The organism is Tistrella mobilis, from assembly GCF_039634785.1.
Lineage (GTDB): Bacteria > Pseudomonadota > Alphaproteobacteria > Tistrellales > Tistrellaceae > Tistrella > Tistrella mobilis.
On the sequence record NZ_JBBIAB010000003.1, the window covers coordinates 128980 to 143591 of the forward strand.

Consider the following 14612-nt stretch of genomic DNA (forward strand, 5'->3'; position numbering starts at 1 on the left):
CCTCGATACTCACCGCGATGATGCTCCCTCGTTGTTGTCGGTCGCGCCGATCGAACCGGCACGTTGGTCATAGATATATGCTGCGCTGCAGCGGAATGAAGGGTGTCCCGCGGAAAACCGCCAAAGGACGCGTGAAACGCACGCATCAAACGCTATGATCATATCACGATGCGCCAGCGGGCGCGACAGCGAAGGGACGAGCCTATGCAATGGTGGCGAGGTGCGGTGATCTATCAGGTGTATCCGCGCAGCTTCCAGGATACGAACGGGGATGGTGTCGGTGATCTTCCGGGTGTTACCAGGCGATTGGGGCACCTGGCGGCATTGGGCGTGGACGCCGTCTGGATTTCGCCCTTCTTCAAGTCCCCGATGGCTGATTTCGGCTATGACGTCGAGAACTATCGGGAAGTCGACCCGCTATTCGGAACGCTCGACGATTTCGATGTGATGCTGGCAGAGGCGCACCGGCTGGGGCTCAAGGTCGTGATCGACATGGTGTTGAGCCACACCTCGCAGCGCCACCGCTGGTTTCAGGAAAGCCGGCGCAGCCGCGAAAATGCCCGCGCCGACTGGTATGTCTGGGCCGATCCGCGCCCCGACGGTACGCCACCCAACAACTGGCTGTCGATGTTCGGCGGCAGTGCCTGGACCTGGGAACCGCGGCGGCGGCAATACTATCTGCACAACTTCCTGACCGATCAGCCCGATCTGAACCTGCACCTGCCCGCGGTGCAGGATGCCCTGCTCGACGAATGTCGCTTCTGGCTGAACCGCGGCGTCGACGGCTTCCGACTGGATGCCTGCAACTGCCTGACCCATGACCCGCAATTGCGGAACAACCCGCCGCGCCCCGACGACATGCCGCCGACCGAGGCGGTGACGCCCTCCAATCCGTACAACTATCAGCGGCATCTTTATAATAAATCACAACCGGAAACCCTTGGGTTCCTCAGGCGCCTGCGCGCGCTCACCGATGAATACGGCGATATTCTGCTGATCGCAGAGATCGCCGACGACGACAGCCTGAAGGTGATGCGCGACTATGCCGGGCCGAAGGCGCCGCTTCATACCGCCTATTCCTTCGCCCTGCTCGGCCCGGAATTCGATCCGCGCCATGTGACCGGTGCGGTCGACGCCTTTCATGCCGACGGCATCGACGGCCGGCCGGGGCGCGACGGCTGGCCCAGCTGGGCGTTCAGCAACCATGATGTCGAGCGGGTGGTCTCGCGCTGGGGCGGGCGGGATGCGCCGCCGGAATTCGCCAAGGCCCTGATCGCGCTGCTCTGTTCGCTGCGCGGCACGGTCTTCCTCTATCAGGGCGAGGAACTGGGCCTGCCCGAGGCGGACGTGCCCTATGAACAGCTGAAGGATCCCTACGGGCTCAACTTCTTTCCCGATTTCGCCGGCCGCGACGGCTGCCGCACGCCGATGCCCTGGGAGGATGGCGACCGCCATGCCGGCTTTTCCACCGTCGACGGCTGGCTGCCGATCCCCAACGACCATCTGCTGAGGGCGGTGGCGGCCCAGGCGGCCGACCCGCAATCGGTGCTGTCCTTCACCCGCCATTTCCTGCGCTGGCGCAAGGCCCGGCCCGAGCTTGTGACCGGCGACATCGACATCGTCGAGGCCACCGAGCACATGATCTGCCTGGTGCGCAGCCTGAACGGCCGCCGGCTGATGGTGGCGATCGAACTGGCCGGCCGCGGCGGATCGGTGGCACTGGCGGGCGAGGTGGACGAGGTGGACGAGGATCACCGCCTGGCGCTGGGCTGGGTGGAGGGTGACCGCGTCACCCTGCCGCCCTATGGTGCGGTTTTCGCCTGGCTGCGCGACTGAGCCTGCCCCCCCACCCCCGAAACGGGAGATGCGAGATGGATGATAAAATTCCCGGAACCTGCCGCTGCGGCGCGGTGACCTTCGAGGTCGAAGGCCGGCCGCTGATCACCATGGCCTGCCATTGCCATGAATGCCAGCACATGACCGGCAGCGCCTTTTCGCTCAGCAGCCTTTATCTTTCCGACCGCTTCCGGGTGACCTCGGGCACGCCGGTGGCGCGGCGGGTGGGGCAGATGGCCACGCATCATTTCTGCCCGGACTGCGCCAGCTGGCTGTTCACCCGCCCCGACGGCATGGACGAGCTGGTGAACGTGCGCGCCACCCTGCTGGCCGACGCGGCCGGCTTCCGCCCGTTCATGGAAACCTGGACCGCGGACAAACTGCCCTGGGCCACCACCCCCGCCACCCACAGCTATCCGGGCTTCCCGCCGATGGACGCCTGGCCGGCCCTGCTGGCCGAATTCGCCGGTACGCCAGCGACGCCCGGATCCTGACGGCCGCCACCGGCAGCTTCAAGGCGGCCCGGCGGGGGCCGCCTTTTTTATGGCCCCGGCACCCGCGCCACAAAACTCGAATCAATTCGAATTTACCGGCTTGAGTGCCTCAGGATCTCACGCTAGGCTCTTCTTCACATGGAATCGGATCGACTTCAGTTCGGGGGGAGCCGGATGACGTCGACGGTCGCAGACGCGCCCAGACAACGGCGTGGAAGGCTGCGTTTCGAGAGCATTCTCGACGCGGCGGAAAGCGTGCTCCAGCAGCGGGGCACCACCGAAATCAGCCTGCCCGAAGTGGCGGCGGCGGCAGGCGTGCCGCCGGCCTCTCTCTACCACTACTTTCCCAACACGCGGGTGCTGCTGTTCGAGCTGGCCCGGCGGTACATGGAGAAGTTCGAGGTTCTGGCCGAAGAGGAGGTCGATCACGACCGGCTCGAAGCCTGGACCGATCTGTTCCGCATTCATTGCGACCGGGCGCTCGATTTCTATCGCAGCCATCCGGTGGCGATGCGGCTGCTGCTGGGGCCGGAAAGCGGCTGGCAGATCCGATCGGCCGATCTGTCCGCCAACCGGCAGATCGGCGAAATCCAGTATGACCGGCTGCTGCGCCATTTCGTGGTGCCCGACAGCGACGAGCTGGCCCGCGCCCTGCCCGTCTCCATGACCATCGGCGATGCGATCTGGGCGCTGTCTTTCGCCCGCGACGGCGATGTGATGCCCGAGATGGCCGCGGAATCGCTCCGCGCCCGCATCGCCTATCTGCGCCTCTACATTGCCGAGAACACGCCCAAGCGCGTCCATCCCCTGGGGGGTTGAGCCATGACTGATCAGAACGAGACCGGGACCGGCCGCTTCGCCGGCGGCGCCGCCTGGGTCCGCGGCCGTTTCGTGCCGATGGACGAGGCCGTCCTGCCCGTCACCGACTGGGGCTTCACCCGGTCGGACGTGGTCTATGACGTGGTCCATGTCCATGACGGCGCCTTTTTCCGCCTGCAGGACCATCTGGACCGCTTCGAGCGGGCCATGGCCCGCCGCCGGCTGAAGCCGGCCGAGGACCGGGCGGCGATCGAGGCGATCCTGCATCGCTGTGTGGCGCTGGCGGGGCTGTCCCATGCCTATGTCGCCATGGCCTGTTCGCGCGGCCGGCCGCGGGTTGCGGGCTCGCGCCGCCCGGAAGACTGCGACAACCATCTGATCGCCTATGCCATCCCCTGGATCGACGTGATCCCCAAGGACGTTCAGGCCCGCGGCGCGCATCTGTGGATCGCCGGCACACCGCGCGTGCCCGATGCCTCGGTCGACCCCACGGTCAAGAACTACCAGTGGAGCGACCTGACCTCGGGCCTGCTGGAGGCCCATGACGAGGGGTACGACACCGCGATCCTGTTCGACCGCGACGGCTTCCTGACCGAGGGGCCGGGCTTCAACGTGTTCATCGTCTCGGGCGACCGGGTGCTGACCCCCGATCGCGGCGCGCTCCAGGGCATCACCCGCAAGACGGTGCTGGAACTGTGCGACGGGCTGGGCCTTGAGGGCCGGGTGGCGCCGATCACGCGCGAGATGCTGGACGAGGCCGACGAGGTCTTCACCACCACCACCGCCGGCGGGGTGATGCCGGTGTCGCGGGTGGGTGGCCGGATCCTGGGCAATGACCGGCCGGGCCCCGTGACCATGCGGCTCTACGACGCCTATTGGGCGGCCCATGCCGATCCGCGCTATGCAACGCCGGTGCTGCCGCTGGACGCGACCGCCGGGCTGGAGGCCGCCTGATGAGCACGGCAACCGGTTCCGGATCCGCACGGGGCGACCGCCCCGGCGGTGACCTGAGGGCAAAGCCGTTGTCAGGGCCGCGCAACGGCGCCCGGGAACTCTGGGCAGAGCGTCCGGAACCCGACGGGCCGGCGGCCGCCTGGTGCTATTCCGACCGGCGGAGCTACCGGCCGGGAGAAACGGTGCGGTTGCACCTGTCGTCGACCCTGAAAGCGGTGCGCCTGCGCATCCTGCGCGAGGGGGCGACGCCACGGCTCGCGGCCGAAATCGGGCCGCTGGAAACCGGGTTCCATGCGGTGCCCGAACGGGCCTGGGAAACCGGCTGTGGCTGGCCGGTGGCCCATGACTGGACCATCCCTGCCGATCTGGCCCCCGGCGGCTATCTGATCGAGATCCGCGATGCCGCAGACCCGGCCGCCCTGCCCCTGGGTCACCATCTGGTGGTGATCCGCAATCCGGAACCGGCGGGCGGCATCGCCCTGGTCGCCGCCACCGGCACCTGGTCGGCCTATAACGACTGGGGCGGCGCCAATCACTATTACGGCATGGACCCGGAGCGTCCGCGCGGCCGCTCCCCCATCCTCTCGACCCAGAGACCCTGGGCGCGCGGCCAGATCCAGCTGCCCGAGGGGGCGCCCCGGTCGGTGAACGCGATCCGCCCCCGCGGCCCCGGTCCGGCACGCTATGACTGCGTCGAATGGGCCTTCCTGCACGGCTTCACCAAATATTACGCGCTCGCCGGCTGGGCCTCCTACGAACGGCCCTTCCTGATCTGGGCGGAACAGGCCGGCTATCGGGTCGAGGTATTGACCCAGGAAGACCTCCATGCCGACCCGGCGGCGCTGGACGGCTATGACTGCGCGGTCTTCGTCGGCCATGACGAATACTGGTCGGCCGAAATGCGCGACACGGTGGACGGCTATGTCGCGCGTGGCGGCAGGGTGGCGCGCTTCGCCGGCAATTTCCTCTGGCAGATCCGGCTGGAGGACGATCTCCGCCGCCAGGTCTCGTACAAATACGATGCCCGCACCCATGATCCGATCCGGCTGTCGGGCGACACCACCCGCCTCACCAGCGCCTGGGAAGACCCGCTGGTCGGCCGGCCGGGGGCGGAAACCTTCGGCGTGAATGCGCTCCGTGGCATCTATGCCGCCTTCGGCGGCATGGCGCGGCGGGCACCGCGCGGCTTCACCGTGTTCCGGCCGGAACACTGGGCCTTTGCCGGCACGGGGCTCTGCTATGCCGACATGTTCGGCGACGAGGCCAATATCTTCGGCTTCGAAATGGACGGGCTGGACTACACCTTCACCGACGGCCTGCCGGAACCCCGCTTCACCGACGGCGCGCCGGATGGTCTTCAGATCCTGGCCATGGGCTGGGCGACCCTGGCCGAAGGCGGCCGGCCCGAAGACGGCTGGTCACTGATGCTGGGCGATGCCGATGCCCGCTTCCGCGCCGCGCTGCTGACCGACGATCAATCAGACGAGAGCATCCGCAAACACGCCCGCGGCAGCGGCATGGTGGTGCATTTCACCAAGGGCGCCGGCGAGGTGTTCACCGCCGGCACCTGCGAATGGGTCAACGGGCTGATCACCCGCGACCCCTATACCGAGCGGGTGACGCGCAACGTGCTGGACCGGTTTTGTGGGGGGCGGGTGCACGGAGGTTGATTGCCCCCCCAGGAACACTCCCCGTCTCTAAACCGTATTGCAGGGGCCCTTATCCTGCGTACTTTCCGAGGCCCGCGCTTAGCGCGGGTCTTCGTGTATCCGGGGTATGCGATGATGTACATTGCCGCCGCAAGCTTCCGGGAGTGCTGCACCCGAAGAAATCGTCGCAGCACTCCCGGACGTGACCGGGCAGAAATGACGCCCGGATATACAGGCAGTCAGGAGCCGACAGCCGTTACAGCTGCACCTTCTCCGTCCGCTTGCCGACGAAATCGCCCAGCCGGCCCTGGACGTCGTCGATGGCGGTCTGGACCATGCACATGATCAGGCCTTCGGTGTAAAGGCCGTCGGTGGCCGACATGTCCGAGATCTTGTTGATCGCAGTGACGATGGCGTAATTCGACAGCCGGGCATTGCCGGCGATCTTGCGGGCGAGGTCCAGCGCCGTCGCGCGGGCGTCGTCGGCGATGTAATGGGCAAGGCCCAGGCGCCGGCCCTCTTCCACATCGATCACGCGGCCGGTGAGCATCAGCTCGATCATGCGGCCGGGGGTGATGATGCGGGCGACGCGGACGGTGGCGCCGCCGCCGGTGAAGATGCCGCGCTGGCCCTCGGGCAGGGCGAAATAGGCGGTGCGGTCGGCGACGCGGACATGGGCGGCGGCGGCCAGTTCAAGCCCGCCGCCGACCACCGCACCCTGCATGGCCGCCACGATCGGGATGCCGCCATGCTGCATCTTGTCGAAGGCGCGGTGCCAGCCCTGGCAGACCCGCATGAATTCGGTCGGCGAGCGGCGCTTGGCGTGATGTTCCTTCAGATCCAGGCCGGCGCAGAAATGCGGGCCTTCGGTCTGAAGCACGATCGCGCCCACCTCGGGCGGCACGTTGGAGAAAAAGGCGTCGATCTTCGCCACCGCGGCCTCGTCGAGCGCGTTGCGCATCTCGGGCCGGTTGATGGTGACGATCGCGACATTGCCGTCGATCTCGATCTTGAGCACGTCGTCGGATGACGGGGCGGGAATGGTGGTCATGCTGGCTCTCCGGATCTGCTGGCGGATTACGCCGCGCACGGCACGCGGTGCCGGCGCCTTATCGGCAGGCATACGCTGAAATCCCGCCGGAAAAAATCCCACGACCCGCCGCCCGATATGCATAATCCGCCAAACTTCATCCCCCCATGCCAGGAGGGCGGAGACATGCACACCGATGCCGGCGACACGCTCTCCACCGGTTTCGTGCACGGGCTGCTGGAGGCGGCGGCCGGCATCACCACGCCTGACCGGCTGCGCGGTTTCGTGGCCGCGGCCGGCATCGCCCCCGACCTGCTGGATGCCCCGGCGGCACGCGTGACCCGCGACCAGATGGTGGCGCTGTACCGACAGGTGGCGATCGGCACCGGCGACGAGATGATGGGGCTGTGGTCGCGGCGGATCCGCACCGGATCCCTGAAGCTGCTGTGCACCGCCATCCTGGATGCACCATCCATCCTGACCGCGCTCTATCGCTTCACCCGGGTCTGGAACCTGCTGCTCGACGACTGGCGGCTGGAGTGCCACCGCCTGGGCGAGACCATCGAGGTGACGCTTGAGAGGGCGGCCGACGACGCCGTCACCCGCCCCTTCGGCCATGCGCTGATGATGAAGCTGCATCACGGCGTGACGTCATGGCTGGCCGGCCGCGAAACCCCGGTGACCGGGGTGGACTTCGCCTTTCCGGCCCCGGCCCATGCCGCCGATCATGCCCTGCTCTTCCCCTGCCCCGTGCGCTTCGACGCGCCGGTCACCCGGCTGTGCATGCCGGCCGCGATCGGGCGGGAGAGCTTTCGGCGCAGCCGGCAGGAGATGCTGCCCTTCCTGCATGCCGCCCCCAGGCAGTGGCTGTTCACCACGCTGCGCGAGCCGCAGATGGCCGACCGGGTGCGCGACGAACTGGCCCGCGATCGGGCCGGGCCCGCCGATCTGGCCGCGGTCGCCGCGGCCCTCGGCCAGTCCACCCGCAGCCTGTCGCGCCGGCTGGCCGAGGAAGGCACCTGTTTCCGGGCGGTGAAGGAAGCGCTGCGCCGCGACATCGCGATCCGCGAGCTGACCCGCACCGACCGGCCGATCGCGGCGATCGCAGCCGAGCTGGGCTTCGATTCCGCCGCGGTCTTCCATCGCGCCTTCAAAGCCTGGACCGGCAGCACGCCGGGGGCCTATCGCCAGCCCGGCGGCGGCGCGGCCGGCGGGGAGAGCGCCGCCCCTATTTCCCGGCGCGGAACACGAGCGGGTTCATGAGCCCCTTGGGATCCACCGCCTTGCGCAGCCGGGCGATCAGCTCGGCGCGCGGCTTCGGGCAGCGTTTGGCATAAGAGGCGGCCTTCAGCCGGCCGATGCCGTGCTCGGCGCTGATCGAGCCCGAGAACCGATCGACCACCCGATAGGTGATGTCCGACACGCCGTCGACCGCTTCCCTGGACGCACCGGCCGCCAGCTGGACGTTGAAGTGGATGTTGCCGTCGCCCAGATGGCCGAAGGGGTTGATCAGCGCATCCGGATGCACCCGCCAGATCGCTTCCGAGGCCGCATGGACGAAGGCCGGCACGTCTGACACCTGGACCGAGACGTCGTGCTTGATCTGGATGCCCGGCGCCAGACGCTGGCCTTCGACGATGGCTTCACGCAGCAGCCAGAGCGCCTTGGCCTGGGCCTCGCTTTGGGCAATCGTGCCGTCGGTGACGAGCCCGGCCGAGAAGGCCTCTTCGACCAGCCGGTCCAGATCCTCCTGCAGGCGTTCATCGGAGCGGCCGGAGATTTCGGTCAGCACCGTCCATTCCGGCCGCCCCTCCAGCGGATCGACCACGCCCGCCACATGGGCGGTGGCGAAATCGATGCCCTGGCGCGGGATCAGCTCGAAGCTTTCCACCGCATCGCCGGTGAACTCGCGGCAGAGCGACAGCAGCTTCGGCCCGTCGGCGAGCGAGGGCAGCGCGAAGAACAGGGTGCGGCTGGCGCGCAGCTGCGGGAACAGCTTGAGCGAGGCGGCCGTCACGATGCCGAGCGTGCCTTCCGCACCGATGAACAGCTGCTTCAGATCATAGCCGACATTGTTTTTGCGCAGGGTGGTCAGCTCCGACAGCACCGAGCCGTCGGGCAGAACCACCTCCAGCCCCAGCACCAGATCGCGCATCATGCCATAGCGCATGACATGGATGCCGCCGGCATTGGTGGCGATCAGCCCGCCGATCTGGGCGGTGCCTTCGGCCCCAAGGCTGAGCGGGAATTTGCGCCCGGCATCGGCGGCGGCACGCTGCACCGTCTCCAGCACGCAGCCCGCTTCCACCACCATCGAGAAATCGAGCGTGTCGAGCGTGCGGATCCGGTTCATCCGGCCCAGCTGCAGCAGGATCGAGGCGCCGTCGAGCCCCGGCACCGCCCCGCCGACCAGGCCGGTATTGCCGCCCTGGGGCACGATCGCGATCCCGGCCTCGGCACAAAGCCGCACCACGCCCGCGACCTCTTCGGTCGATTGCGGGCGCACCACGGCGATCGCCCGGCCCCTGTAAAGCTTCCGCCAGTCCTCGAGAAACGGCGCCATGTCGCCGTCATCGGTGATCAGACCGCGCGGGCCGGTGATCCCGCGCAGGCGGTCGATCAGGGTATCGGGCGCGATGGTGGCGGCGGCAGGCATGGGTCCGGTTCCTCCGAATGATTGGCCGCGGCGCGCATGCCCGAGGTGACGAGCGGGCCGGCGGCGGGGCGAGGATGGCAGGCTTGCGGGGCGCTGCCCAGGGCTAAATTCATACATCGGATTTCAGTTGTCAGACAACTGACGTCATGCTAGTCGTGACAACAGGCCGCGCCACTGGCATCAAGACCCCAAGGGGGCCCGCTTGCGGGACCCGTATCCAAGGACAAGGCGCGACAGACGGGGATGAAACACGTGACCGACCGCAGCGGAAAGGCGCCGGAACGTCAGTTCCAGGCACTCAATCGTCCGAAAAGACTGTCCGACGAGATTGCCCGGCAGATTTCCGAGCGGATCGCGACCGGCGTCTTCGCCCCGGGCGAACGCATGCCGACCGAGGCCGAACTCGCCGTCGAGTTCGCCGTGGGCCGCAGCGCCATCCGCGAGGCGATCGCGAAACTGAGGCAGGAAGGCCTGGTCACCACCCGCCAGGGTGTGGGCGCCTTCGTGACCGAGGATCCGGGTGCCGCCTCGTTCCAGATCGACACCGACGGGCTCAGGACCATCGAGGATTTCCGCCATGTGATGGAACTCCGCATGGAACTGGAGGTCAGCGTCGCGGCCATGGCCGCACGCCGGCGCAGCCGTGCCCAGCTGGAGAAGGTCGAAGAGGCGTTCCAGGCCCTCAAATCCCGGCTGGAGCGCGGGGAAGCGGCGGTCGACGAACAGCACGCCTTTCACCGCGCGATCGCCATCGCGAGCAACAACCCGCATTTCCGCGACTTCATGCAGTTCCTGGCCTCGCGCATCCGCGTGGCGCTGTCGGTGGAAACCGAACGCGCGACCGGCGGCCGCGATGCCGCGCGCAAGCTGCTGCGTGAATTCGAGGGGATCCTGACGGCCGTCCGCCTGGGCGATCCGGACAAGGCCCGCCGCGCGGCCTGGTTCCATCTGCTCAGATCCGCCGACCGCCTGGGCCTCCGCGGCCTGCAGGGTTGGGAAGAAAGCAGGATGACCTTGATCGGAGAGAATCTCATACCGGTCTGCGCGCCCGCAGATCCGCAGCCGCGCAAGCCGCGCTTCACCCCGCCGCCGGGCGCCTGCGACTGTCATGCGCATATTTTCGGCCCCGAAAGCCGCTACCCCTACACGCGGCACCGCACCTACACCCCGCCGGATGCCCTGCTGCCGGCCTATAAGCACATGCTCGCCACGCTGGGCATCCAGCGCGCGGTGATCGTGCAGCCCAGCGTCTACGGCACCGACAACCGCGCAACGCTGGATGCGATCCGCGCCGGCGGCCCGGATTTCCGCGGCGTGGTGGTGGTGGACGAGAACATCGACACCGCCGAGATGGAACGGATGCACGAGGCCGGCGTGCGCGGCGTGCGCATCAACCTGCTGTTCAAGAGCGGGATCGAGGTCTCGGACGTCCGCCGCCTGGCCGAGAAGATCGCCCCCTTCGGCTGGCATATGCAGATGCTGATCGACGTGTCGGAATTCGCCGACATCCGCGAGACCCTGGGCCGCCTGCCGGTCGATGTGGTCTTCGATCATCTGGGCCATATGCCGACCTCGATCGGCACCGACCATCCGGGCTTTCAGGAGATGCTGTCGCTGCTGGCCGACGGCCGCGCCTGGGCCAAGATCTCAGGCGCCTATCGCATCACCTCGGCCAGCCGCACGCCCTATGACGACGTGGCGCCCTATGCCCGCGCGATCATCGCGGCCAATCCGGAACGGGTGGTCTGGGCCAGCGACTGGCCGCACCCTTACGTGAACATCCCGATGCCGAATGACGGCGACCTGCTCGACATGCTCGACGACTGGGCGCCCGACGCCGCCACGCGCGACCGCATTCTGGCAACCAACCCCGCCAGGCTCTACGGCTTCGAGGAGTCGTTTTAGCCCCTCGCCGGGCGGCCACTCCGTGGCCTTGGCCCCCGCCTCAATGGCGGGAGTCTGTTAGTCCCTCGGCCCAAGCGGCCACTACCGTGGCCTTGGCCGCCGCCTCAATGGCGGGAGTCTGTTAGTCCCTCGCCGGGCGGCCACTCCGTGGCCTTGGCCGCCGCCTCAATGGCGGCCTGGAACGGCTTTGGTAAGCCGTTCCCCCGCCCCCGTCTCGCGAACTGCCTGAAAAGCAAGAGGAACGCACCCATGGGTTTCACCCGACGCACCCTTCTCGGCGCAGCACTCGGCCTTGGCGCGCTGGTCGCCACCGTGCCGGCGATGGCCGCCGACGTGACCCTGAAGCTGGGCTGGACCACCTCTGACGGTGCGACCGACCCCTATGCGATCGCGGCGCGCGACTTCGCCGCGGCGCTGGAAGCCGAGATGCCCGGCGTGTTCGAGGTGAAGTACTTCCCGAACCGCCAGCTGGGCGACGAGAAGGAAATGATCGAAGGCATGTCCTTCGGCACCATCGACGGCGGCATCATCACCAATGCCGTGATCGCCAATGTCGAGCCGGCCTTCCAGCTGCTGGACCTGCCCTTCCTGTTCGCGAACGAGGCCCAGGCCCACAAGGTGCTGGACGGCGATGTCGGCCAGGAGCTGATGGGCAAGCTGCGCAATCGCGGCATCATCGGCCTGGGCTTCGCCGAGGGCGGCTTCCGCCACATGATCAACAACACCCGCCCGGTGGCCCAGCCCGACGACGTGTCGGGCGTGAAATACCGGGTGATGCAGAACCCGGTCTTCCTGGAAATGTTCAGCTCGCTGGGCGGCAACCCGGTGCCGATGGCCTGGGGCGAGACCTTCACCGCCGTGCAGCAGGGCACGATCGACGGGCTGGAAATTCCGGTCGCGGTCATCCAGGCCAACAAGTTCGCCGAGGTCACCAAGTATCTTTCGCTCACCCGCCATACCTATTCGGCGCTGGGCGTGCTGATCTCGAAGCGCAGCTTCGAGAAGATGACCAGGGAACAGCAGGAAGCGGTGCTTCGCGCAGCCCCCAAGGCGATCGCCGCCCAGCGCGCGCAGGTGGCCGAGAACACCACCAGGATCATCGAAGAGCTGAAGGCCGCCGGCATGACGGTCAACGAGATCAATGATCCCGCCGCCTTCCGCGCCAAGGTGACCGGCGTCTACGACCGCTTCAAGCCGCGGATCGGCGCCGAGCTGATGGACAAGGCCCTCGCCGAGGTCAACTGACCCCGGTGACGGACCGTCCGGCCGGCAGTGCGCCCCCCGCGCTGCCGGCCGGATGCCATTCCGGACCAGCGCATCCCCCCGACCCTGACGGCAGACGGTAGCTCCCCCATGTCGGCTTTGCTCCAGACCCTCTCGCGCGGGCTTGCCCGGGTGACCGGCTGGGTGATCGTGGCCATCACCACCGTGATGATGGTGAGCCTGATCCTCCAGGTGTTCTCGCGCTATGTGCTCGGCCAGGGCTTCACCTGGACCGAGGAACTCGCCCTGTTCCTGTTCACCTGGGTGGTGCTGCTCGCCGCCACGACCGCGATCCGCGACGACGGCCATGTCCGCCTGCAGCTGGTCATCGACCTGCTGCCCCAGGCGGCCCGGCGGATCTGGATGCGCGTCCTGACCCTCGCCGTGCTGATCTTCTGCGTGGTCTTCGCCGTGACCGGGGCCGAATACGTCTCGGCGACGCTGGGCCAGGTTTCGGCCGCGGTGCAATACCCGATCGAGGCGCTGCACATGGCGGCCCCGGTGACCGGCGTGCTGGGCGCGATCCACGCCCTGGCCCGGCTGCTGGCCCCGCAATCGGTGATCGACGGCACGCCCGAAACCGGAGGCATGGTATGAGCACCGCCGCAGCCGTTCTGCTGATCGCCTTCGCCGTCTGCCTGTTCAGCGGCGTGCCGATCGTCTTCTCGCTGGGCCTTGCCGCCATCGCCGGGCTCTGGGCCGCCGATTTCGACCTGATCGTGCTGGCCCAGCGGACGATTTCGGGCACCCAGGTCTTCACCCTGCTCGCCATTCCGGGCTTCGTGCTGGCCGGCGATCTGATGATGCATGGCGGGCTGTCGCGCCGCCTGGTCCGGCTCTGCCAGGTGCTGGTGCAGCATGTGACCGGCGGGCTCGGCATGGTGACCGTGCTCTCGGCCACCTTCTTCGCCGCGATCTCGGGCTCGGCACCGGCCACCACCGCCGCCATCGGCGGCATCATGGTGCCCGAGATGGAGCGCCACGGCTGGAGCCGCCGCTTCGCCGCGGCACTCTCGACCGCCGCCGGGCCGATCGGGCAGATGATCCCGCCCTCGATCCCAATGGTCATCTGGGGCGTGGTCGCCGAACAGTCGATCACCAAACTGTTCCTGGCGGGCATCGTGCCCGGCATCCTGATCGCCATCGGGCTGATGACGGTGTGCTGGTTCGCCGCCCGCGCCCAGGGCATCCCCAAGGCGACCCGCCGGGCGACCGCCCGCGAACTGCTGGTGGCGCTGAATGACGGCAAATGGGCACTGGCGGCGCCGCTGGTCATTCTGGGCGGCATCTATGGCGGCATCTTCACCCCCACCGAGGCCTCGGCGATCGGCGTCGCCTATGCCTTCGTGGTCGGCATGTTCATCTATCGCGAGCTGAAGGTCCGCGACCTGCCGGGCATTCTGCTCCAGTCGATGCGCACCACCACCATCGTCTGCAGCATCATCGCCGTCGCCTCGGCCTTCGGCTGGCTGGTCGCCATCGAACAGCTGCCGACGGTGATCGCCGAGGCCATCCTGTCGGTCTCGTCGAACCCGATCGTCATCCTGATGATGATCAACGTGCTGCTGCTGTTCATCGGCGCGATCATGGACAATGTGGCGGCGATGATCATCCTGGGCGGCGTGCTGACCAGCATCGGCACCAGCCTGGGGCTGGACCCGATCCATCTGGGCGCGATCGTGGTGATCAACTTCGCGATCGGCATGGCCACCCCGCCCTTCGGCTATTCGCTGTTCGTCGGCGCCGCGATCAGCAGGCTGTCGGTCGAAGAGGTCTCCAAGGCGCTCTGGCCGATGCTGCTGGTCAAGATCCTGGTGCTGGCGCTGATCACCTATGTCCCGTGGGTGGTGCTGGCCCTGCCGCGCCTGCTGGGGTGACCATCTTCAACCATCGTCCCTGACGGCGGCTGGCATCGCGTCGCGGTGATGAAATGCCTGATGATGGTTGGCTTTTGTCGTTGCCGGCGGTATTCCAGGCGAGACACCCCGGATGACAGAGATGGTCCG

12 protein-coding genes are annotated in these 14612 nt (G+C 67.7%); 10 read left to right on the top strand and 2 right to left on the bottom strand.

Annotated elements, in window-relative coordinates:
• Window positions 1–204: 204 nt before the first annotated feature.
• From WI697_RS05340 to WI697_RS05360, 5 genes are all read left to right on the top strand, one after another.
• Window positions 205–1836 (top strand): alpha-amylase family glycosyl hydrolase, encoded by a 1632-nt coding sequence (locus WI697_RS05340; protein ID WP_345957711.1) that lies wholly within the window; start codon window positions 205–207, stop codon window positions 1834–1836.
• A gap of 35 nt (window positions 1837–1871) precedes the next feature.
• On the top strand, window positions 1872–2330 hold the full coding sequence (locus WI697_RS05345; protein WP_345957712.1) for a GFA family protein: 459 nt from the start codon (window positions 1872–1874) through the stop codon (window positions 2328–2330).
• Between the two features lie 174 nt (window positions 2331–2504).
• Complete coding sequence (locus WI697_RS05350) at window positions 2505–3149, top strand: TetR/AcrR family transcriptional regulator (RefSeq protein WP_345957713.1); 645 nt, start codon at window positions 2505–2507, stop codon at window positions 3147–3149.
• A 3-nt stretch (window positions 3150–3152) separates the two neighbouring features.
• Complete coding sequence (locus WI697_RS05355) at window positions 3153–4103, top strand: aminotransferase class IV (RefSeq protein WP_345957714.1); 951 nt, start codon at window positions 3153–3155, stop codon at window positions 4101–4103.
• Window positions 4103–5773, top strand: a complete 1671-nt coding sequence (locus tag WI697_RS05360; RefSeq protein ID WP_345957715.1) for a N,N-dimethylformamidase beta subunit family domain-containing protein — start codon at window positions 4103–4105, stop codon at window positions 5771–5773. Before WI697_RS05355 ends, WI697_RS05360 begins: the two co-directional genes overlap by 1 nt.
• 235 nt (window positions 5774–6008) lie before the next feature.
• Here WI697_RS05360 and WI697_RS05365 read toward each other — a convergent pair whose 3' ends face one another.
• Window positions 6009–6803, bottom strand: a complete 795-nt coding sequence (locus WI697_RS05365) for a crotonase/enoyl-CoA hydratase family protein (RefSeq protein ID WP_345957716.1) — start codon at window positions 6801–6803, stop codon at window positions 6009–6011.
• A gap of 165 nt (window positions 6804–6968) precedes the next feature.
• Between WI697_RS05365 and WI697_RS05370 the strand changes: the two genes are divergently transcribed.
• On the top strand, window positions 6969–8045 hold the full coding sequence (locus WI697_RS05370) for an AraC family transcriptional regulator (protein ID WP_345957717.1): 1077 nt from the start codon (window positions 6969–6971) through the stop codon (window positions 8043–8045).
• Here the strand turns inward: WI697_RS05370 and WI697_RS05375 are convergent.
• Window positions 8011–9438, bottom strand: a complete 1428-nt coding sequence (locus WI697_RS05375; protein ID WP_345957718.1) for an FAD-binding oxidoreductase — start codon at window positions 9436–9438, stop codon at window positions 8011–8013. The two genes, WI697_RS05370 and WI697_RS05375, sit on opposite strands and share 35 nt — an antisense overlap.
• Window positions 9439–9690: 252 nt before the next feature.
• Here WI697_RS05375 and WI697_RS05380 point away from each other — a divergent pair, with 252 nt between their 5' ends.
• The 4 genes from WI697_RS05380 to WI697_RS05395 all read left to right on the top strand — a co-directional run bounded on the left by WI697_RS05380 (window position 9691) and on the right by WI697_RS05395 (window position 14483).
• A complete protein-coding gene (locus WI697_RS05380; RefSeq protein ID WP_082828637.1) occupies window positions 9691–11343 on the top strand; it encodes an amidohydrolase family protein in 1653 nt (550 codons plus the stop codon).
• A gap of 249 nt (window positions 11344–11592) precedes the next feature.
• Window positions 11593–12588 (top strand): TRAP transporter substrate-binding protein DctP, encoded by a 996-nt coding sequence (dctP, locus tag WI697_RS05385; protein ID WP_062765625.1) that lies wholly within the window; start codon window positions 11593–11595, stop codon window positions 12586–12588.
• Between the two features lie 108 nt (window positions 12589–12696).
• Window positions 12697–13203, top strand: a complete 507-nt coding sequence (locus tag WI697_RS05390; protein ID WP_062765628.1) for a TRAP transporter small permease — start codon at window positions 12697–12699, stop codon at window positions 13201–13203.
• Complete coding sequence (locus tag WI697_RS05395; protein WP_062765631.1) at window positions 13200–14483, top strand: TRAP transporter large permease; 1284 nt, start codon at window positions 13200–13202, stop codon at window positions 14481–14483. The genes WI697_RS05390 and WI697_RS05395 overlap by 4 nt, the downstream gene beginning before the upstream one ends.
• Window positions 14484–14612: the final 129 nt, after the last annotated feature.

Excerpts from the sequence above, each read along its gene's own strand:
- WI697_RS05340 (WP_345957711.1), top strand. The coding sequence starts at position 205 with ATGCAATGGTGGCGAGGTGCGGTGATCTATCAGGTGTATCCGCGCAGC.
- WI697_RS05345 (WP_345957712.1), top strand. The coding sequence starts at position 1,872 with ATGGATGATAAAATTCCCGGAACCTGCCGCTGCGGCGCGGTGACCTTC.
- WI697_RS05350 (WP_345957713.1), top strand. The coding sequence starts at position 2,505 with ATGACGTCGACGGTCGCAGACGCGCCCAGACAACGGCGTGGAAGGCTG.
- WI697_RS05355 (WP_345957714.1), top strand. The coding sequence starts at position 3,153 with ATGACTGATCAGAACGAGACCGGGACCGGCCGCTTCGCCGGCGGCGCC.
- WI697_RS05360 (WP_345957715.1), top strand. The coding sequence starts at position 4,103 with ATGAGCACGGCAACCGGTTCCGGATCCGCACGGGGCGACCGCCCCGGC.
- WI697_RS05365 (WP_345957716.1), bottom strand. The coding sequence starts at position 6,803 with ATGACCACCATTCCCGCCCCGTCATCCGACGACGTGCTCAAGATCGAG.
- WI697_RS05370 (WP_345957717.1), top strand. The coding sequence starts at position 6,969 with ATGCACACCGATGCCGGCGACACGCTCTCCACCGGTTTCGTGCACGGG.
- WI697_RS05375 (WP_345957718.1), bottom strand. The coding sequence starts at position 9,438 with ATGCCTGCCGCCGCCACCATCGCGCCCGATACCCTGATCGACCGCCTG.
- dctP (WP_062765625.1), top strand. The coding sequence starts at position 11,593 with ATGGGTTTCACCCGACGCACCCTTCTCGGCGCAGCACTCGGCCTTGGC.
- WI697_RS05390 (WP_062765628.1), top strand. The coding sequence starts at position 12,697 with ATGTCGGCTTTGCTCCAGACCCTCTCGCGCGGGCTTGCCCGGGTGACC.
- WI697_RS05395 (WP_062765631.1), top strand. The coding sequence starts at position 13,200 with ATGAGCACCGCCGCAGCCGTTCTGCTGATCGCCTTCGCCGTCTGCCTG.